General features: G+C 66.8%; 22 protein-coding genes. 16 read left to right on the forward strand and 6 right to left on the reverse strand.

The window, feature by feature from the left end; all coding sequences use genetic code 11:
- Positions 1 to 70 precede the first annotated feature (70 nt).
- The gene (locus tag ACJJVR_RS09490; RefSeq protein ID WP_405404038.1) at positions 71 to 994 is read left to right on the forward strand and encodes an ABC transporter ATP-binding protein; all 924 of its coding nucleotides are present in this window, start codon (positions 71 to 73) and stop codon (positions 992 to 994) included.
- A gap of 1 nt (position 995) precedes the next feature.
- On the opposite strand, the gene ACJJVR_RS09495 is transcribed toward ACJJVR_RS09490, so the two are convergent.
- Both ACJJVR_RS09495 and ACJJVR_RS09500 read right to left on the reverse strand, forming a co-directional pair.
- The gene (locus ACJJVR_RS09495) at positions 996 to 1,376 is read right to left on the reverse strand and encodes an HIT domain-containing protein (protein WP_405404439.1); all 381 of its coding nucleotides are present in this window, start codon (positions 1,374 to 1,376) and stop codon (positions 996 to 998) included.
- Positions 1,377 to 1,382: 6 nt separating this feature from the next.
- Positions 1,383 to 2,960: a DUF5928 domain-containing protein gene (locus tag ACJJVR_RS09500; RefSeq protein ID WP_405404039.1), complete on the reverse strand. Its 1,578-nt coding sequence runs from the start codon at positions 2,958 to 2,960 to the stop codon at positions 1,383 to 1,385.
- Positions 2,961 to 3,126: 166 nt separating this feature from the next.
- Between ACJJVR_RS09500 and ACJJVR_RS09505 the strand changes: the two genes are divergently transcribed.
- The gene (locus ACJJVR_RS09505; RefSeq protein WP_405404441.1) at positions 3,127 to 3,945 is read left to right on the forward strand and encodes a sulfotransferase family protein; all 819 of its coding nucleotides are present in this window, start codon (positions 3,127 to 3,129) and stop codon (positions 3,943 to 3,945) included.
- Between the two features lie 79 nt (positions 3,946 to 4,024).
- Here ACJJVR_RS09505 and ACJJVR_RS09510 read toward each other — a convergent pair whose 3' ends face one another.
- From ACJJVR_RS09510 to ndk, 4 genes are all read right to left on the reverse strand, one after another.
- The gene (locus ACJJVR_RS09510; protein WP_405404040.1) at positions 4,025 to 4,258 is read right to left on the reverse strand and encodes an acyl carrier protein; all 234 of its coding nucleotides are present in this window, start codon (positions 4,256 to 4,258) and stop codon (positions 4,025 to 4,027) included.
- 171 nt (positions 4,259 to 4,429) lie between these two features.
- A complete protein-coding gene (fabG, locus tag ACJJVR_RS09515) occupies positions 4,430 to 5,167 on the reverse strand; it encodes a 3-oxoacyl-ACP reductase FabG (protein ID WP_405404041.1) in 738 nt (245 codons plus the stop codon).
- Between the two features lie 62 nt (positions 5,168 to 5,229).
- Positions 5,230 to 6,156 (reverse strand): ACP S-malonyltransferase, encoded by a 927-nt coding sequence (gene fabD / locus ACJJVR_RS09520; RefSeq protein ID WP_405404043.1) that lies wholly within the window; start codon positions 6,154 to 6,156, stop codon positions 5,230 to 5,232.
- Between the two features lie 110 nt (positions 6,157 to 6,266).
- Complete coding sequence (ndk, locus tag ACJJVR_RS09525; RefSeq protein ID WP_405404045.1) at positions 6,267 to 6,689, reverse strand: nucleoside-diphosphate kinase; 423 nt, start codon at positions 6,687 to 6,689, stop codon at positions 6,267 to 6,269.
- 153 nt (positions 6,690 to 6,842) lie between these two features.
- Between ndk and ACJJVR_RS09530 the strand changes: the two genes are divergently transcribed.
- The 14 genes from ACJJVR_RS09530 to urtD all read left to right on the forward strand — a co-directional run bounded on the left by ACJJVR_RS09530 (position 6,843) and on the right by urtD (position 19,811).
- Complete coding sequence (locus tag ACJJVR_RS09530; RefSeq protein WP_405404047.1) at positions 6,843 to 7,922, forward strand: AI-2E family transporter; 1,080 nt, start codon at positions 6,843 to 6,845, stop codon at positions 7,920 to 7,922.
- 119 nt (positions 7,923 to 8,041) lie between these two features.
- Positions 8,042 to 8,806 (forward strand): GNAT family N-acetyltransferase, encoded by a 765-nt coding sequence (locus tag ACJJVR_RS09535; RefSeq protein ID WP_405404048.1) that lies wholly within the window; start codon positions 8,042 to 8,044, stop codon positions 8,804 to 8,806.
- Between the two features lie 125 nt (positions 8,807 to 8,931).
- Positions 8,932 to 9,747, forward strand: a complete 816-nt coding sequence (locus tag ACJJVR_RS09540) for an urease accessory protein UreD (RefSeq protein ID WP_405404050.1) — start codon at positions 8,932 to 8,934, stop codon at positions 9,745 to 9,747.
- A gap of 2 nt (positions 9,748 to 9,749) precedes the next feature.
- The gene (locus ACJJVR_RS09545; protein ID WP_405404052.1) at positions 9,750 to 10,064 is read left to right on the forward strand and encodes an urease subunit gamma; all 315 of its coding nucleotides are present in this window, start codon (positions 9,750 to 9,752) and stop codon (positions 10,062 to 10,064) included.
- A 5-nt stretch (positions 10,065 to 10,069) separates the two neighbouring features.
- Positions 10,070 to 10,630 carry a HupE/UreJ family protein gene (locus ACJJVR_RS09550; RefSeq protein ID WP_405404053.1) on the forward strand — a complete coding sequence of 187 codons (561 nt, stop codon included), beginning with the start codon at positions 10,070 to 10,072 and terminating at the stop codon, positions 10,628 to 10,630.
- Position 10,631: 1 nt separating this feature from the next.
- Positions 10,632 to 10,937 (forward strand): urease subunit beta, encoded by a 306-nt coding sequence (locus ACJJVR_RS09555; RefSeq protein ID WP_405404055.1) that lies wholly within the window; start codon positions 10,632 to 10,634, stop codon positions 10,935 to 10,937.
- Positions 10,934 to 12,619, forward strand: coding sequence for an urease subunit alpha (ureC, locus tag ACJJVR_RS09560; protein ID WP_405404057.1), 1,686 nt, complete (start codon positions 10,934 to 10,936; stop codon positions 12,617 to 12,619). Before ACJJVR_RS09555 ends, ureC begins: the two co-directional genes overlap by 4 nt.
- Before the next feature lie 16 nt (positions 12,620 to 12,635).
- Positions 12,636 to 13,193 (forward strand): urease accessory protein UreE, encoded by a 558-nt coding sequence (locus ACJJVR_RS09565; RefSeq protein ID WP_405404058.1) that lies wholly within the window; start codon positions 12,636 to 12,638, stop codon positions 13,191 to 13,193.
- A complete protein-coding gene (locus tag ACJJVR_RS09570; RefSeq protein ID WP_405404060.1) occupies positions 13,180 to 13,821 on the forward strand; it encodes an urease accessory protein UreF in 642 nt (213 codons plus the stop codon). Before ACJJVR_RS09565 ends, ACJJVR_RS09570 begins: the two co-directional genes overlap by 14 nt.
- Positions 13,818 to 14,441: an urease accessory protein UreG gene (gene ureG / locus ACJJVR_RS09575; protein ID WP_405404061.1), complete on the forward strand. Its 624-nt coding sequence runs from the start codon at positions 13,818 to 13,820 to the stop codon at positions 14,439 to 14,441. Before ACJJVR_RS09570 ends, ureG begins: the two co-directional genes overlap by 4 nt.
- 196 nt (positions 14,442 to 14,637) lie before the next feature.
- On the forward strand, positions 14,638 to 15,921 hold the full coding sequence (gene urtA / locus ACJJVR_RS09580; RefSeq protein WP_405404062.1) for an urea ABC transporter substrate-binding protein: 1,284 nt from the start codon (positions 14,638 to 14,640) through the stop codon (positions 15,919 to 15,921).
- A 54-nt stretch (positions 15,922 to 15,975) separates the two neighbouring features.
- Positions 15,976 to 17,895, forward strand: coding sequence for an urea ABC transporter permease subunit UrtB (gene urtB, locus ACJJVR_RS09585; protein ID WP_405404064.1), 1,920 nt, complete (start codon positions 15,976 to 15,978; stop codon positions 17,893 to 17,895).
- A gap of 3 nt (positions 17,896 to 17,898) precedes the next feature.
- Positions 17,899 to 19,074 carry an urea ABC transporter permease subunit UrtC gene (gene urtC, locus ACJJVR_RS09590; RefSeq protein WP_405404065.1) on the forward strand — a complete coding sequence of 392 codons (1,176 nt, stop codon included), beginning with the start codon at positions 17,899 to 17,901 and terminating at the stop codon, positions 19,072 to 19,074.
- Positions 19,071 to 19,811 carry an urea ABC transporter ATP-binding protein UrtD gene (gene urtD, locus ACJJVR_RS09595; protein WP_405404067.1) on the forward strand — a complete coding sequence of 247 codons (741 nt, stop codon included), beginning with the start codon at positions 19,071 to 19,073 and terminating at the stop codon, positions 19,809 to 19,811. The genes urtC and urtD overlap by 4 nt, the downstream gene beginning before the upstream one ends.

Consider the following 19,811-nt stretch of genomic DNA (forward strand, 5'->3'; position numbering starts at 1 on the left):
TGCATATCATCCGGTCCAACCCCATTAGCGCAGCGCCGCCTGCCTTCGCAAGCTCCGCAAGGATCAACCCATGCCCGACGCCATCCAGATCAGCGGTCTCCGCAAGACCTATGCCGCCCAAGGCAACGCACCGGCCAAGGATGCGCTCAAGGGCATCGACCTGACCATCCGTGCCGGCAGCATCTTCGGCCTTCTGGGTCCGAACGGGGCCGGCAAGTCCACGATGATCAACATTCTGGCCGGTCTGGTGAACAAGACTGCCGGCAAGGTGTCCATCTGGGGGTTCGACCAGGACGTGAACCCGCGCCAATCCCGCGCCGCCATCGGGGTCATGCCCCAGGAACTGAACATGGATCCGTTCTTTTCCCCCCGCGCCAGCCTGGAGGTTCAGGCGGGCCTCTATGGCGTGCCCAAATCCGAACGCTGGACCGATGAGTTGCTGGAGCTGGTGGGCCTGACCGCGCAGGCCAATTCCTATGCCCGCAGCCTCTCGGGCGGGATGAAGCGGCGGTTGCTGCTGGCCAAGGCGCTGGTCCATCGCCCGCATATCCTGGTCCTGGACGAACCCACCGCGGGCGTCGACATCACCCTGCGCGAGATGCTGTGGAAAAACGTCCGCCGCCTGAACGAACAGGGCATGACGATCATCCTGACCACCCATTATCTGGAGGAGGCCGAACAGATGTGCGACGAGATCGCGATCATCAACCACGGTCAGGTGGTGGTCCGCCAGTCGACCCAGGACCTGCTGTCACGCACCGATGGCAAGACGCTGGTGCTGGACACGGGCGGGGCCGTCGCGCATCCGTCCCTGCCCGCGGGCGCACGCCCGGAAACGCGGCCCGACGGGCGTCTGGCGATCACCTATCCCCCGTCGCGCCTGCGCGCCGACCAGATCCTGGATGCGGTGCGCGCCGCTGGCATTCCCATCCTGGACGTGGCCGCCGAACAGCCCGACCTGGAGGACGTGTTCGTCGAACTGACCCGCGACTAGCTCAGCCGCGCGCCCCGATCATCGGGCCCATGATCGACCCGCCCATGATGTGCAGGTGGAAATGCGGCACCTCCTGCACGCCGTCGGGGCCGGCATTGGTGATCGCGCGGAACCCGTGGCCCTGATCCAGAGCCACCCCCTCCATCGCGCAGACCTGCGCGCACAGCCGCATGAAGCCCGCGATCTCTGTCTCGGACGCGTTGGCCGCGAAATCGTCGAACGCGACATAGCGGCCCTTGGGAATCACCAGGACGTGGGTGGGCGCCTTGGGTGCGATGTCGCGGAAGGCCAGCGCGTGATCGTTCTCGGCGACCGTGTCGTTCGGGATCTCTCCACGCAGGATGCGGGCAAAGATGTTGCTGTCGTCATAGGCCATGGAAATCTTCCTTCAGTCGGCAAAAAGATGCGGCGTTTCCGCCAGTGCGCGGGCCTGCGGCTCGGGCACCCCCAGAAACGCGGCCAGCGCCGCAGCGTTGCGGTCAGGCCCCGCAGATTCCGAAATGGTCGCCAGATAGCGGAACCCGGCCTCCTTCAGGCGGTCGGCCTCGTGCTGCAGATCATTGCGCACGACCGGCAGCAGGCGTTGCACGATGTCGGTCGGGGCATCTGGACTGACCAACCCGACACGGCCCATGTGACCGCGCACGTAATCGTCGTCGAACCGGCTGTCCACGAACAGCACCCGCGTCTGCGTCCGGTCGGCGTCGAAATCGGCGATCAGGCTGACCGCCGACGGATCGACGCAGAACACCAGCCGGTCGCTGTCGAACTGTTCGAACATCAGCTTGACCAGTGCCCTGCGATGGCGTTCGCGCTTGTCCAGCGACGAGGCCACGCCCCCCATGTCCGGCAGATGCGCGTCCTGTTCGTTGAACACGTAATCGACCGCCGGAATGTCGGTGGCGGCGCGAATCGCCGCGGTCAGCCGCTTGGCGACATGCCATTTCTTGGCCACGACGATCTGGACCACGCGTTCCGCCCCCAGGCTGCCGTCCGCCTCCCAGAACCGCGGGGCAAAGCGGCGGCCGATGCGGCCGCGCCCGGTCAGAAAACTGAACAGCCGCCGCCCTTCGGCCGCGATCGTGAACGCCTGCCCCGTGGCCTGCCACAGCGCACCCAGCCGGGCGCGCAGCTCCTGCGCGTCCGGGCTGATCTTGCGGGCGAACAGATAGTCCTGGCGCAGCAGCAGGTCGTAATGGTCGTTGTGGAAATTGATCGGCATTCCGTAATCGCTGAAGATCAGAAAGGTCAGCGTCCGGGTGCGGATCTGCTGACGCGGCACGACATGGGCCACCAGCGTCTGAAAGAACGTCTCGTCCGGGATCCAGGTGGTGCTGAAGAATCGCACGATTTCCGGCCGGGCGCGAATCAGGTCCAGGATCGCCTCGACGGTCTGGCGGCGCAGGCACCACCATTGCGATCCGATCATCACCTGCAGATCGTCGGGCACCCGCCGTGCCAGTCCGAGCTGTTGTTGCAACTGCATGCTGGCATAGAACAGCGCCTTTTGGCTGCGTTCGTTGAACCAGTGGCGATAGATCAGCCGCTCCTTGCGGATGCCGGTCTTGATCCAGTCGCTGGCAAAGAAATCAAAGCTTTCGATATAATCGCAATCTTCGGCATCCAGATAATTATACGCGAACTCGGCCGACTTGATCGGCATGCAGTCGCCCGACAGCATATAGAAATGCGTGGCCTGCGGAAACGCTGCCTCGGCTGCGCGCAGGGCCTCCAGGGTGGCGGCGACCAGCGACCACTCCCCCCATCCGCATTTGCGCCTGCGTGCCGCAAAGGTCACGCGGGGATGATCGCCAAGCGCATCCCGAATCTGCTGGAACATCGCCTTTGGCGCGCGCTTGTCGAAATGGATCGACGCGAAATCCCCCGTCGCCGTCAGGCGCAGGGCCTGATCGATGACGCCCTGCGGGTCCTTGTGCATCAGCAGGATGAAGGCGATGCGTGCCATGCGTTGCGCGGTCTCCCGGGGCCAAATAGGTTCATTTCGACGTAAGGCGTTGAATATGTCTCTGGCTTTTGGTTTGAATGTGTAACCTTTTTTGTCGGTGGGACAAGCAGGACGGCCCAACGACACGGCCTGTCACCCGTTGATCGCAAGCGAAGTGGATGTCACGATGGGTTTCCCCGGTGTCTGGATGACCGAAAGCGAAAGCCTGATCTATCGGGTGGTGCCGAAATGCGCCTGCTCGACGATCGGCCAGATCATGTTTCACTCCGACCACGGTCGGTTCTTTGATGGGGACATCCATGATTCGACCGACGGGTTGCACAAATGGGCCCAGGACCACAGCCATGACCCGATAGACCGGGCCGTCAGGGCGCGGACGGGGGTCACGTTCACCTGCGTGCGAAACCCCTATGCCCGGCTGCTGTCGTCGTTCTTCGACAAGATCGCGGGCATCCAGCGCAACGGCAACCGCTATCGCGGCAACCTGGTCCCGCAGCTGGTGCAGCGGTACGGCATCGACGTGGGCAGCCCCGACAACGGGTTCGATTTCGACCAGATCGCCAGCTTCCGCCGCTTTCTGCTGTTTGCGCGCGACACCGTCCGGTTCCGCAAACCGATGGAGCCCGACATCCACTGGTCGGCAATGTCGGGCCATATCTCGACGTTCATCGCGAACGGCGGCCGCTACGACCAGATCTTTTTCACCGAAGCGTTCAACGACGGCATGGCCAAGGTGCTGGCAGCCGCCGACACCAAAGTGGCCATCGACCTGGACCAGGTTCCGCGGTTCAACGAATCCGAAGGGCATGGCCCCAAACGCGCGCACAAGGTCAGCGACTATTTTGATGATCTGTCGCGGCACCTGATCTGGGAAATCTACAAGGACGATTTCCAGTTGTTCCGCTATGACTTTGACAACCCGGACAACAAGATGCCCCTGGGCGAGGTCGACCTGGACGAGGTTCACGCCAAGCTCGGCCGCTGATCGCGGCCATGAAAAACGGCGCCTCCCTTTCGGGGGCGCCGCAAATCCTGCCGCACCGGGGTGCGGCCAAAAGCGTGGATCAGACCGCGCCCTTGATGAAGGTCACCGCGTCGCCGACGGTCTGGATGGTTTCGGCGGCATCATCGGGGATCTCGATCCCGAACTCTTCCTCGAACGCCATGACCAGCTCGACGGTGTCGAGGCTGTCGGCACCCAGGTCGTCGATGAACGAAGCGGCTTCGACCACTTTGTCCTCGTCGACACCCAGATGCTCGACCACGATCTTCTTCACGCGATCAGCGATATCGCTCATGTCATATCCTCATTGTCGCGGGCATCCGCCCAAAGTGTTCGCGGGCACAGGGGCCCGGTTCAGCCCAGGGCGGTTCCCCTGCTGCTAAAGGCGGGGATATAGCACCCATGAACCCTCATGCAACCGCTTTCGCACGGGTTCGTGCGCGGCGTGGCCGCAACGCATCCCCGCTCAGACCATCGCCATGCCGCCATTGACGTGCAGCGTGGCCCCGGTGACATAGCTGGCCTCGGGACTGGACAGGTACAGGACCGCGGCCGCGATCTCCTGTGCGCTGCCCATGCGACCGGCGGGGATCTGGGTCAGGATCTTGCCCTTCTGGTCGTCGGTCAGCTTGTCGGTCATCGGTGTCTCGATGAAACCGGGCGCCACGCAGTTCACCGTGATCCCCCGGCTGGCGACCTCGTAGGCCAGCGATTTCGACATGCCCACGACGCCTGCCTTGGCGGCGGCATAGTTGCCCTGCCCCGGATTGCCCGTCGCCCCCACGACCGACGTGATGTTGACGATCCGCCCCCACCGCACCTTCATCATGCCGCGCAGCACCGCGCGCGACAGCTTGAAGGTGCTGGTCAGGTTCACGTCCAGCACCTGCGCCCATTCGTCGTCGGACATGCGCATGAACAGGTTGTCGCGGGTGATGCCGGCATTGTTGACCAGGATGTCGATCGACCCCATCGCCTCGACCGCCGCCTTGGGCAGCGCCAGGACCGATTCCGCATCGCCCAGATTGGCGGTCACGACATGTGCCCGCGCGCCCAGCCGGTCGGCCAGCGCGCGCAGCGGCGCCTCTCGCGTGCCGGACAGCGCGACCGTCGCACCCGCCCCATGCAGCGCCTCGGCGATCGCGCCGCCGATCCCGCCCGAAGCACCCGTCACCAGCGCGGTCTTTCCCGTCAGATCGAACATCCCAAGCCTCTTTTTCTGTGTCCAAATATCCCGGGGTCCGGGGCAGCGCCCCGGTCCACGCCTCAGCCCTTCAGCGCCGCGATGTCGGCGGGGGCGCCCAGGTTGCGCACCGTCACGTCCTTGGCAATCCGCCTGATCATGCCAGACAGCGCCTTGCCCGCGCCGATCTCCCAAAACTCGGTCACGCCGCCCTCGGCCATGGTGGCGATCGACTCGCGCCAGCGCACGGTGCCGGTCACCTGCTCGACCAGCAGGCGGCGGATGGCGCCGGGCTCGGTCACGGCCTCGGCGCGGACATTGGCGATCAGCGGCACGGCAGGGGGCTGGATGTCCACGCCCGCCAGCGCATCGGCCATCACCGCCGCGGCGGGCTGCATCAGCACCGAATGGAACGGCGCCGACACCGGAAGCATCAGCGCGCGTTTCGCGCCCGCAGCCTTCATCGCCTCGGCCGCGGCCTCAACCGCGCCCTTGTGGCCCGAGATCACGACCTGCGCCGGATCGTTGTCATTGGCCGCCTGCACGACCTCGTCGCCGCCGATTTCGCGACAGATGCGGTCGACGGTGTCGAAGTCCAGGCCCAGGATCGCGGCCATCGCGCCCACGCCGACCGGCACGGCCTCCTGCATGGCCTGCCCGCGCAGGCGCAGCAGATGCGCGGTGTCCGCCAGGGTCAGCGACCCCGCCGCGCACAGCGCCGAATATTCCCCAAGCGAATGGCCCGCCACGAAATCCGCGTCGGCGATGGTCAGACCCTCGGCCTCCATCGCGCGAAAGGCCGCGATGGACGTCGCCATCAATGCGGGCTGGGCGTTCTGCGTCAGGGTCAGCGTGTCGGCGTCCCCCTCCCAGATCAGCGTGGACAGGCTTTCGCCCAATGCCTCGTCGACCTCGTCAAAGACGGCACGCGCCGCCGGATAGGCCTGGGCCAGTTCGCGGCCCATGCCGATGGTCTGGGCGCCTTGCCCCGGAAACACGAATGCCCGCATGGCGGTCCCCCCTGTGATCATTACGTTGCAGACGGGCATAGCTGTTGGCGGCGCAAAGAAAAAGGGGCCACCGGGGGCCCCTTTTCAAACCTCTTGGTCGGTTGAACCGATCAGCCGACCAGTTCCAGACCCGAAAAGAAGAACGCGATCTCTTCCTTGGCGGTGTCGGCGGCGTCCGAACCGTGGACCGAGTTCTCACCCATGGACAGGGCGAATTCCTTGCGGATGGTGCCCTCGTCGGCATTGGCCGGGTTGGTGGCGCCCATCACTTCGCGGTTCTTGGCAATGGCGTTCTCGCCTTCCAGGACCTGCACGACGACCGGCTCGGACGCCATGAACTCGACCAGCTCACCATAGAAGGGGCGGTCCTTGTGGACCACATAGAACTGGCCTGCCTGGGCGGGCGACAGGTGGATGCGTTTGGACGCGACGATGCGCAGACCGGCATCCTCGAACTTGGCGGCGATCTTGCCGGTCAGGTTGCGGCGGGTCGCGTCGGGCTTGATGATGGAAAGGGTGCGTTCGATGGCCATGGTGTTCACCTTGTCTGATGCGCGGGCCAGGCCCGCATGAAAGGAAATCCGCGCCCGATTAACAGGCTTGCCCGACCCCGGCAAGGCGCGCGCATCCGGCGGAACCCCCGACGGCATCCGCGCCTTGTCCCGGTGCATCCCGCAGGAGAACCGATGACACAGCATCCCACGGCACCCGCACCCGCCCCGCCGACAGCCCGGCGATCCATCACCACCGGCACGATCGTGGCCACGCTGGTGCTGGCCGGGCTGCTGGCGGCGGCGTGGTTCTGGTCGCATCTGCTGTTGATCGCCTTTGCCGCGATCCTGATCGCCATCGCCCTGCGCGCCGGCGCGCACGGGCTGAACCGCCTGCTGGGTTTGAACATCAAGCTGGGCGTGCTGATCGTCCTGCTGGCCGTGGTGGGGGTGCTGACACTGGCGGTGCGGCTGGCAGGCCCGTCCGTCGGCGACCAGTTCCGGCAGCTGGTAGAGTCCCTGCCCGGATCCTTGCAGGCCATGCGGGACTGGGTGGCGTCCCTGCCCGTGGCCGATACCGTCATCGAACGCGGAGAGGCCGCCGCCGAAGACGACAACGCCCTGCAACTCGCGCAGCGTCTGCCCGACATGTTCGGCATGGTCATGGGCAGCCTGAATTCGGCCCTGGGCGGCCTGTCATCGGCCCTCCTGCTGCTGATCCTGTCTTTGTACGTGGCGATGGAGGCGGACCTGTACCGCGCGGGCGCCATCCGTCTGGTGCCCCTGCCCCACCGCGACCGTGCCGCCCGCATTCTGGACGAACTGGGCGAACAGCTGGGCCGCTGGATGGCGGGACAGGCACTGGACATGGTGATCGTCGCGGTGCTGGCCGGGGTCGGACTGTTCCTGCTGGACGTGCCGCTGGCCATCATTTTGGCTGTGATCGCGGGGCTGACCAATATCGTGCCGATCATCGGGCCGTTCCTGTCCGGCGCGATTGCCGTGGCCGTGGCGCTACCGCAGGGCCTGGACACGGCCGTCTATGTCGCGTTGCTGTTCACCGCCATCCAGATTTTCGAGGGCGATGTGCTGATGCCGATGATCCAGAAATACGCGGTGAAACTGCCCCCGGCGCTGACCATCCTGGCCATCGTTGCAGTCGGCTCGCTGTTCGGGCTGGTCGCGGTCATTCTGGCCACGCCGTTGCTGATCGTCGTCTTGCATCTGGTCCGCCGCATCTATGTCGAGGACGTGCTGGGCGACCGCATGGATTAGCCTTCCTTGCCCCATTGCGGGGCAGTCCCGCACCTTTCGTACCGCTCCGTGCACGCCCGGTCGTGATTTCGACACATGATCGGCCTATGCTGTGGGGGACATTGACTTGGGGTCGCGCGATGCAACCGTTCTGCAAGGGCCGCTATCGTGCCCGCCTGGCCGAAACACCGGGCGATCTGCGCGATTCACAGCGCCTGCGCTGGCTGGCCTTTGTGGCGCGGACGGGCCAACCCGATGATGGACAATCGCTGGACGCGGACCATCTGGACGACGACTGCCGCCACATGCTGATCCACGACATCCGCGACGACCGGCTTGTCTGCAGCTTTCGGTTCCTGCCCCTGCCCGACGGCACGCAGATCGCCCGCAGCTATTCCGCGCAGTTCTATGATCTGGCCGCGTTGGGCCGGTTCGACGGCCCCATGGTCGAGATGGGGCGGTTCTGCCTGCATCCCGATTGCAGCGACCCGGACGTGATCCGTCTGGCTTGGGGCGCGCTGACGCGGTTCATCGACGAAACGGGCGTCGAGATGCTGTTCGGCTGTTCCAGCTTTATCGGCCTCGACCCCGAAACCCATGCCGAGGCCTTCGCCATGTTGCGGGCCCGCCATCTGGCGCCGCGCCGCTGGTGGCCGCGCGTCAAGGCGCCGACGGTGTTCCGCTTTGCCCGCGCGCTGCGCCTGCGCCAACCCGACCCGCGCCGGGCGATGGCGGCCATGCCGCCGTTGCTGCGCAGTTATCTGGCGATGGGGGGTTGGGTCAGCGACCATGCGGTGGTCGACCCGGCGCTGATGACGATGCATGTCTTTACCGGGGTCGAGATCCGCGCCATCCCCCCGGCCCGCCGCCGCCTGCTGCACGCGCTGGCCCAACGCCCCGCCTGACTTTCGCCCTAAAAACGGGCATACTGCCTAAATGAAGAGCATATCGCGGCAGTCTGCCCTTGACGGCGGCAGGGTGGCCGGGGGCGGCGATTGACCTTGCCCCATGCCTGGCGCCCCTTGCCCCCATGTTCGACACCGGTGCCCCATCCATCCGCATGCAGCGCAGCCACGGTGCCGCGCATGTGGTCATGGGCCCGCGCGGCCTGATCGATCTGGCCCAGCGCGGATCGGCCAAGGCAATGTTGCCCCGCATGACCGCGGGCCTGCCCGAGATCGTTTTCCTGAACACTGCCGGCGGACTGGCATCGGGCGACGGGCTGTCCTTTGCGGTGGACCTGCGGGCGGGCACGCGGGCCGTGGCCACGACCCAGACCGCCGAACGCGCCTATCGCGCGACGGGTGCGCCCGCACGGGCCACGGTCGCGTTGACGGTCGGTGCGGGCGGCTGGCTGGACTGGCTGCCGCAGGAGACGATCCTTTATGACAACGCCCGGCTGGACCGCGATACCACTGTCGATCTGGCCCCCGGCGCGGGCTGCCTGCTGCTGGAGATGCTGGTCCTAGGCCGTCTGGCGATGGGCGAACGCCCCACACGGCTGCATCTGCGCGACCGCCGCGTCGTGCGCAGGGACGGTCGCGTGATCCACCACGACGCGCTGGCAATGGACGATGACGCGCTGGCGCGGCTGGCGGGCCCGGCGATGACCGGCGGCGCGCCTGCGCTGGCTACGCTGGCGATGATCGCGGACGATGCGCCCGACCGGCTGGCCGCCGCCCGCGCCGTCCTTGACGAACCGGGCGTAACCGGTGCTGCCAGCGCGCCGCCCGGCCGCCTGGTCATCCGCCTGCTGGCCGCCGATGGCTGGCCGCTGCGCCGGCAGATCAACCGATTGCTGCGCGTGCTGCGCCCCGATCCCCTTCCCCGCATCTGGCAGGTCTGACGATGAACCTTTCCCCCCGCGAACGCGAGAAACTGCTGGTATCCGTGGCCGCCATGGTGGCGCGCGGCCGCCTGTCGCGCGGCGTCACGCTGAACCACCCCGAGGCGATCGCCCTGATCACCGATTTCGTGGTCGAGGGCGCACGCGACGGGAGATCCGTCGCCGACCTGATGCAGGCGGGCGCCCATGTGATCACTGCCGATCAGTGCATGCCCGGCATCCCCGCCATGATCGAATCCGTCCAGGTTGAGGCGACCTTTCCCGACGGGACCAAGCTGGTCACCGTCCACCACCCAATCCGCGAGGCCGCAGAATGACCCACATGATGAAAAGCCTGTTGCTGGCCGCCACGCTGCTGCCCTCAGCCGCGCTGGCCCATCCCGGCCATGTCTCGAATGACGGCCAGTTCCTGCATGGCTTGGCCCATCCCGTGGGCGGGGCCGATCACCTGCTGGCGATGGTGGCGCTTGGCCTGTTGGCGGCGCAACTGGGGGGGCGCGCGGTCTGGGCGCTGCCGGTGACGTTCGTGGGCGCGATGCTGGCGGGCGGTGCGATGGGTGCGGGCGGCATGGGGTTCCCTGCGGTCGAGCCGATGATCCTGGCCTCGGTCGTGATCCTGGGCGTGCTGGTCGCGGTGGCTGCGCGCCTGCCGATGGCGGTGCTGGTACCGATGGTCGCGGTGTTTGGCGCGGCCCATGGCTGGGCGCATGGGGCCGAAGGTCCGGCGACCGGGCTGCCCCTGTACGCGGCGGGCTTTGCGCTGGCGACCATGGCGCTGCATCTGGCGGGCATCGCCTTTGGTCGGCTGCTGTCGCGGGGCCTGCCGCTCCGAATCTTTGGTGGCAGCACCGCGCTGGCGGGCATCGCGCTGACGGTGGCGTGACATGATCCCCGGAGAGGTCTTTCCCGCCGAAGGCACCATCGCGCTGAACGACGGGCGCGCGACGATCACGCTGATGATCGCCAATACCGGCGACCGACCGATTCAGGTCGGCAGCCATTACCATTTCGCCGAAACCAACGCCGCGCTGGATTTCGACCGCAGCGCCGCGCGTGGGATGCGGCTGGCCATTCCCGCAGGCACCGCCGTGCGGTTCGAACCCGGCCAGTCACGGCAGGTGACGCTGGTAGGGTATGCGGGCGACCGCATCGTGCACGGCTTTCGCGGCCAGATCGGGGGTGCGCTGTGACGACACTGTCGCGCGCCGATTACGCGGCGCTGTACGGTCCCACCACGGGCGACCGCATCCGTCTGGCCGATACCCAGATCATCATCGAGGTCGAACGCGACCTGACCATCCCCGGAGAGGAGGTCAAGTTCGGCGGCGGCAAGGTCGTCCGCGACGGCATGGGCCAGTCCCAGGTGACCCGCGCAGGCGGGGCGATGGACACGGTCATCACCGGCGTCGTGGTCTTTGACCACCAAGGCATCGTCAAGGCCGACGTGGGCCTCCGCGATGGCGTGATCGCGGGCATCGGCAAAGCCGGCAACCCCGACACACAGCCCGGCGTGACCCTGATCATCGGCCCGGGGACCGAGATCATCGCGGGCGAAGGCCGCATCCTGACGCCCGGCGGGTTCGACTGTCACATCCACTATATCTGCCCGCAGCAGGTGGACCACGCGCTGCATTCCGGCGTCACGACCCTGCTGGGCGGCGGCACCGGGCCCGCGCATGGCACGCTGGCCACCACCTGCACGCCGGGGCCGTGGCACATCGCGCGCATGCTGGAGGCCTGCGCCGACCTGCCCGTCAATATCGGCATCGCCGGCAAGGGCAATGCGTCCATCGCCGCACCGCTGGAGGAACAGGTCCGCGCCGGCGCCTGCGCGCTGAAACTGCACGAGGATTGGGGGACCACGCCCAGGGCCATCGACACCTGCCTGACGGTTGCCGACGCGATGGACGTGCAGGTGATGATCCACACCGACACGCTGAACGAATCGGGGTTCGTCGAGGATACCATGGCCGCCATCGGCGGGCGCACCATCCACGCCTATCACACCGAAGGCGCGGGCGGCGGGCATGCCCCCGACATCATCCGCATGGTCGGCATGGCGAACGTGCTGCCGTCATCGACCAACCCCACGCGCCCCTATACCGCCAACACGGTCGAAGAGCATCTGGACATGCTGATGGTGTGCCACCACCTGGACCGCCGGGTGCCCGAGGACGTAGCATTCGCCGAGAGCCGCATCCGCAAGGAGACGATCGCGGCCGAGGATATCCTGCACGACCTGGGCGCGTTCAGCGTGATCTCATCCGACAGCCAGGCAATGGGCCGGATCGGAGAGGTCATCATCCGCACCTGGCAAACCGCGTCCAAGATGCGCCAACAGCGCGGTCGCCTGCCCGATGAACAGGGCCAGAACGACAATATCCGCGCCCGGCGATACATCGCGAAATACACCATCAACCCGGCCATCGCGCATGGGGTCAGTGCCCATATCGGGTCGATCACGCCGGGAAAGCGCGCCGATCTGGTCCTGTGGTCGCCCGCCTTTTTTGCGGCCAAGCCGGAGATGGTGCTGGTCGGGGGCCAGATCAGCGTGGCGCAGATGGGCGATCCGAACGGATCGATCCCGGTGCAGCCGATCTTTTCGCGGCCCATGTGGGGGCACAATCGCCGCGCATCGGCGCTGTTCCTGTCCCGCGCGGGGCTGGAGGCCGGGGCCGGAGAGGCACTGTCCAAGACGCTGATCGCGGTCGAACACACCCGCGACATCGGCAAGGCCGACATGGCAATGAACAACGCCATGCCCAAGATCGAGGTCGATCCCGAAACCTACGAGGTCCGTGCCGACGGAGAATTGCTGACCTGCGAGCCCGCGACGGAACTGCCGCTGGCACAACGCTATTTCCTCTTTTGAAAGGGAGGACCGAACCATGACCGCCACTGCCCATTCCATCATCCGCAATGCCCCCGCGCCCTTTGATGCCGAGGTCAGTCTGGACTATGAGGGTCGCCTGCTGCGCCGCAAACGCTTGTCCTGCGAGGGGGGCGATTTCATGGTCGACCTGCCCGAGGTCACCAGCCTGGACGACGGCGACGCGTTCGAGCTGTCCGACGGCCGACAGATCGTCGTGCGCGCGGCACCCGAACCGGTACTGGTCATCCGCGGCAACCTGCCCAGGCTGGCCTGGCACATCGGCAACCGCCACACTCCCTGCCGGATCGAGGCCGACCGCCTGATCATCCGCCAGGATCACGTGCTGGAGGCGATGCTGAAACAGCTTGGCGCGGACCTGTGCCGCAAGGATATGCCGTTCCGCCCCGAAGGCGGCGCCTATGGCCATGGGCGCACCTTTGGCCACGACCATGGCCCTGCCACGCAGCATCCCCACGGCGCGGGCGAACATGCCCACGCCCACGCGCATGCGGAAAGCCCCGGCCACAGCCACGCCCATGCCGAAAGCCACAGCCACACGCATGACCACGCCTGAGGCCGCCCGCCTGCACCTGTCGCAACTGCTGTCGCCCGCCTTTCCGGTGGGCGGCTTTGCGTGGTCGCAGGGGCTGGAATACGCGATGGACAGGGCTTTGGTGACGCGCGCGACGCTGGCCCAATGGCTGGACGACTGGCTGGACCACGGCGCGGGCTGGTCCGATGCCGTGCTGCTGTCGCTGGCGCTGCGGCCCGGCGCCGATCACGCCGAACTGGACGATCTGGCCCGTGCCGCGTGCATGAGCAGTCAGCGGCTGCTGGAAACCGCCGAACAGGGCGCGGCATTCGCCGCCAACATGGCCGCACTGACCGGCCAACCGCAATCGCCCGCAGCCCTGCCCGTCGCCATGGGCCGCGCCTGCGCCGCCCTGCCCCTGCCCCCGGCGGAAATCATCGCGGCCTTCCTGCAGGCGCAGGCGGCGGCACTGATCAGCGCGGCGGTGCGGTTCCTGCCCTTGGGCCCGATCCAGGGACAGCAGATGCTGGCCGCGCTGCAGCCACGCATCCTGGACCGCGCCGCTCGCGCCGTCACGGCCACGCCGGACGATCTGACCAGCGCCACCTGGGGCGCCGACATCGCCGCGATGGCCCACGAAACCATGACCACAAGGATCTTTCGTTCATGAGCCATAACGGCCCCCTCCGCGTCGGCATCGGCGGTCCCGTCGGCGCCGGCAAGACGACGCTGACCGAACAGATCGCCCGCGCGCTGGCCCCCCGTCTGTCAATGGCGGTGATCACCAACGACATCTATACCCGAGAGGACGCCGAGGCGCTGATGCGTGCCCAGGTCCTGCCCGTCGAACGCATCCGCGGCGTGGAAACCGGCGGCTGCCCGCATACCGCCATCCGCGAGGATGCCAGCATCAACCTGGCCGCCATCGCCGACCTGAACGCGGCGTTCCCCGATCTGGACCTGATCTTGATTGAATCGGGGGGCGACAACCTGGCCGCGACGTTCAGCCCGGAACTGGCCGACCTGACGATCTATGTGATCGACACGGCGGCCGGTCAGGACATTCCGCGCAAGCGTGGTCCCGGTCTGGCACGGTCCGACCTGCTGGTCGTGAACAAGACCGATCTGGCCCCGCATGTCGGTGTCGATGCCGCACTGCTGGAAAAGGATGCACATGAGGCGCGCGGCACGCGTCCTGTGGTCATGGCCCAGCTGCGCCACGGCAACGGCGTCCAGCAGATCGTTGATTTTCTGATCCTGCACGGCGGCCTGACGCTCAATCCTTTGTGAATTCCTTGCCTGTCCCAAGGGCAGGCACCCCCGTTACTGCCCAAGATTGCGCCAGACCCCGCGCCAGAGGCATACCCACTGCCCTATTCCTGTCCAACTGCCCGTTTTTCCAGTTTTTCTGCAAGTGCGAAGGCCGCGCCTTCCACGGAAAATCAACAGGGACACCGGCCAACGTGCCGGGGGGAAAAGGGTAACGATGACCAAGCTGACCAAGATGCTGATGCTGACGAGCGCCCTGACGCTGGCCCACACCGCCCACGCCCAAGAGGGCGAGCCGATCAAGATCGGTGTGCTGCATTCGCTGTCGGGCACTATGGCGATCTCTGAGACCACGCTGAAGGACACCGTCCTGATGCTGGTCGAACAGCAGAACGCCAAGGGCGGCGTACTGGGTCGCCCGCTGGAGGCGGTGGTCGTCGATCCGGCATCCGACTGGCCGCTGTTCGCCGAAAAGGCGCGCGAGTTGCTGACCGTCAGTGACGTGGACGCGATCTTTGGCTGCTGGACGTCGGTCAGCCGCAAATCGGTCCTGCCGGTGATCGAGGAACTGAACGGTCTGCTGTTCTATCCCGTGCAATACGAGGGCGAGGAATCGTCCAAGAACGTCATCTATACCGGCGCCGCCCCGAACCAGCAGGCGATCCCCGCCGTCGATTACATGCGCGATGAACTGGGCGTGGAAAGCTGGGCGCTGCTGGGCACCGACTATGTCTATCCGCGCACCACGAACAACATCCTGGACGCCTATCTGAAGGATAACGGCACCGCGCCCGGCGATATTTTCGTCAACTATACCCCCTTCGGGCATTCCGACTGGTCCAAGATCGTGGCCGATGTCGTGGCGCTTGGCGCGGGCGGCAAAAAGGTCGGCGTCGTGTCGACCATCAACGGCGACGCGAACGTAGGCTTCTACAAGGAACTGGCGGCGGCGGGCGTGTCGGCGGACGACATCCCGGTCATGGCGTTTTCCGTGGGCGAAGAGGAACTGTCGGGCCTGGATACTGCCAACCTGGTCGGCCACTTGGCGGCGTGGAACTATTTCCAGACCGCCGACAGCGACGTGAACAGCGATTTCATCACCGAATGGCAGGCCTTCACCGGTGACGACAACCGCGTCACAAACGACCCGATGGAAGCCACCGTCATCGGATTCAACGCATGGGTCGCGGCGGTCGAGGCGGCGGGCACCACCGATGTGGACCCGGTGCTGGACGCCATCGTCGGCGTCGAGGTGCCGAACCTGACCGGCGGCACCGCCACCGTCCTGCCCAACCACCACATCACCAAGCCTGTCCTGATCGGAGAGATCCGCGAGGACGGCCAGTTCGACATCGTCAGCCAGACCGAGCCCGTGCCGGGCGACGCCTGGACCGATTACCTGCCGGAATCGGCGGTGCTGGATGCCGACTGGCCCGGCAAGGATTGCGGCATGTTCAACACCGAGACGGACAGCTGCGTCCAGGTCCAGTCGAACTACTGACGTGACGACCGGGCGGCCACGCGCCGCCCGGTCCTCCTTGCGAAGGAAGCCCCCGTGATCCGCCATCGTCTTCTTGCCTGCGCGCTTGCGCTGATCGTGCCGCTGTCGGCGGTTGCCAACCCGGCCCTGCAGTCCGTCATCGACGCGAACCTGGACCAGATCGAACGCCCCTCGCGCCAGACGGTCGGGCCGCTGGTCGACCAGATCGCCGCGACCGGCCCCGAAGGGCTGGCCATGCTGCAGGCCTGGGCCGACCGCAGCCTGGGCCTGACCGAGACGGGGCAGGTCCTGATCATGGACGACGATGCGGCAACCGATGCGGTGACCGGCGACGCGGTCGCGGGGGCGGATCCGCGTATGCTGCGCCCCAATTCCGGCGTGCGCGGCGTGATTGAGGCGGCGCTGGCTGCGGGCGCGCTGTCCGACCCCGACCCTGCGCGGCGGGCCGCGGCCCTGCAATCGCTGGAACGCGGTGCCGCGCCCGACCAGCTGCCCCTGCTGCGCGCCGCGCTGGACGATCCCGACCCGATGCTGGCGGCGCGCAAGGCGCGGCTGGAACGCCTGCTGACCATCCAGCACGACCCCGACAGCGCCGCCCGCGTCGCCGCCATCGAGGAGATGGCCGGCGACGTTGGCCTCGATTTCCGCGCCGCGCTGAACCCGCTGCTGGCGACGCGCGCGGTCGTGGCCCCCGACACGCCGCCGGGCGCGAACGTCGCGCGCGAACTGACCCCCGGCGGCGACGCCCTGTCGCGTGACGCGGCGCTGGCCCAGCTGGTCCAGCAGGACCTGTTGCAACCGCCTTTGTCGGGCGCGGATCAGCGCGCGGCACTGGCCGCCAACATCACCGACGGCGCGGTGGCGGGCATTCCCGTGGCGGACCTGTCCGATCAGGACGCCCGCGACCGCGCCTATCAGGCGCTGGAGGATGCGGGCACCGTCCCCCCCGCCGCGACCGAGACCGAAATTCAGGCAACCCTGGACGCCAGCCGCTTTTTCCAAGTTTACGCCGAACCCGACCCCGCCGTGACGGATGCGGCCAAGGCCGCCCAGATCCGCGCGCAGGTACGCCTTGGGGCGATGACCATGATCGACCTGGGGCTGGACGCGCTGTCGCTGGCCTCGATCTATTTTCTGGCGGCGATCGGGCTGGCGGTCACCTTTGGCGTCATGCGGGTCATCAACATGGCGCATGGCGAATTCATCATGATGGGCGCCTATACCGCCTATACGGTCCAGACGGTCATCAGTGATCGCACGCTGTCGCTGGTGGTGGCGCTGCCGCTGGCCTTTGTGGTGACCGCATTGGCGGGCGTCGTGCTGTACCGTCTGGTGATCCGGCATCTGGCCCATCGGCCGCTGGAGACGCTGCTGGCCACGTTCGGCGTGTCAATCGCGCTGCAACAGCTGGCCAAGAACATATTCGGCACGCAGGCCCGCCCCCTGACCGCCCCGGCGTGGCTGGAGGGGTCGATCACCATCAACGACGTGATCGGCATCAGTTCGATCCGGGTGGCGATCTTTGTGCTGGCGCTGCTGTTTCTGGGGCTGTTCCTGTTCATCATGAAACGCACGCGTCTGGGCCTGGAGGTCCGCGCGGTGACCCAGAACCCCGGCATGGCGGCGTCCATGGGCATCAACCCCGACCGCATCGCGATGATGACATTCGGGCTGGGGTCCGGCATCGCGGGCATCGCGGGCGTGGCCATCGGGCTGTTCGCGCAGGTCACGTCCGAGATCGGCCAGCAGTACATCGTTCAAAGCTTCATGACCGTGGTCGTGGGCGGGGTGGGCAACATCTGGGGCACGCTGGCGGGCGCCACGCTGATCGGCGGGCTGTCCAAGGTGATCGAGTTCCTGAACCCCGCCAACACGCTGGCTGCCCAGACCTTCATGATCCTGTTCATCATCATCTTCATCCAGTTCCGGCCGCGCGGGATCATCCCGCAGCGCGGTCGCGCGGCCGAGGCGTAAGACATGACCAGAACCCCCTTCATCCTGAAAAACCCCTCGACCCTGGTCATGCTGGCCGTACTGGCGGTGACGACGCTGGCGGTCACGCTGACCAGCCAGGCCTATGGCACCGGCGCGCTGCCCACATCGACCGTCAAGATCCTGGGCATGACGCTGTGCCTGGCGCTGGCGGCGGTCGCGATGGACCTGGTCTGGGGGTACCTGGGCATCCTGTCCCTGGGCCAGATGGCGTTCTTTGCGCTTGGCGGCTACATGATCGGGCAATGGCTGATGTATGCGCGCACCGAGGGCATCGTCGCGCCGCAGCTGGCGCAATCGCCCATCCCCCCCACCCCGCAGGAGGTCCGCGACGCGGTCACCAACCAGATCTTCGGCGTGGTGGGCTCGTCCGACCTGCCGCTGGTCTGGTCGTTCGCCCATTCGCTGCCGCTGCAGCTGTTGCTGGTGGTGGCGGTGCCGGGGCTGCTGGCGCTGGTCTTTGGCTGGCTGGCATTCCGCAGCCGGGTGAACGGGGTTTATCTGTCGATCCTGACCCAGGCCATGACGCTGGCGCTGGCCCTGTGGCTGTTTCAGAACGACAGCGGGTTCCGGGGCAACAACGGCCTGTCGGGGCTGCAGAACCTGCCGGGGCTGGACGATGTTGATCAGGCCACGCTGTCGGTGTGGTTCCTGTGGGCATCCGCCGGGGCGCTGGCGCTGTTCTATGTGCTGGCCGCGTGGCTGGTCAGCGGCAAGTTCGGCAGCGTCACCCGCGCGATCCGCGACGACGAAACGCGCGTGCGGTTCCTGGGATACCCGGTCGAGGGGTTCAAGCTGGTCGTGTTCACGCTGGCCGCGATGATCACCGCGATCGCGGGCGCGCTGTATTATCCCCAGGCCGGGATCATCAACCCGGCCGAGATGATGCCCATCGCCTCGATCTATCTGGCGGTCTGGGTGGCCATCGGCGGGCGGGGGCGGCTGTATGGCGCGGTCATCGGCGCGGTCGTCGTGTCGCTGTTGTCCAGCTGGTTCACCGGCGGGCGGGCGCCGTCGATCCACCTGCCGGGATATGTAGTCAACTGGGTCGACTGGTGGCAGGTGGCCCTGGGCCTGTCCTTTGTGCTGGTCACGCTGTACGCGCCCAAGGGGATCGCCGGAATGTTCGACCTGATCGGCCGCAAGGAGGACCGGGCATGAGCGCGCTTCTGGAGGTCAGCGGGATCAGCAAGTCGTTCGACGGGTTCAAGGCGATCAACAACCTGTCGTTTTCCATCAACGCGGTCGAATTGCGTGCCGTGATCGGGCCGAACGGCGCGGGCAAGACAACCTTCATGGACATCGTCACCGGCAAGACGCGCCCCGACACGGGCGAAGTGCTATGGGGGGACGCGTCGAAGTCGCTGCTGAAACTGTCCGAGGCGCAGATCGCCCGCGAGGGGATCGGCCGCAAGTTCCAGCGCCCCACCGTGTTCGAGGACCAGTCGGTCGCCGACAACCTGGTCATGGCGCTCAAGGCCGACCGCAGCCCGTTTGCGGTGCTGGGCTGGCGGCCCACGGCGGCGTCGCAGGACCGCGTGGTCGAACTGGCCACCGAGGTCGGGCTGGCCGATCAACTCTCCCGCCCCGCGGGCGAACTGAGCCACGGGCAGAAGCAGTGGCTGGAGATCGGGATGCTGCTGGCCTCTGACCCGCGACTGTTGCTGGTCGATGAACCTGCGGCGGGCATGACGCTGGCGGAACGCGAACAGACCACGACGCTGCTGTGCCGGCTGGCCGAAACACGGGCGGTGGTGGTGGTGGAACACGACATGGATTTCGTGCGCCGCCTGAACTGTCGCGTGACCGTGCTGCATCAGGGGTCCGTGCTGGCCGAAGGGTCGCTGGACCATGTGACCCGCAATCCCGACGTCATCGACGTCTATCTGGGGCGATGA

Origin of the sequence: Paracoccus sp. Ld10 (assembly GCF_045064235.1) — a bacterium.
Classification (GTDB): Bacteria; Pseudomonadota; Alphaproteobacteria; order Rhodobacterales; family Rhodobacteraceae; genus Paracoccus.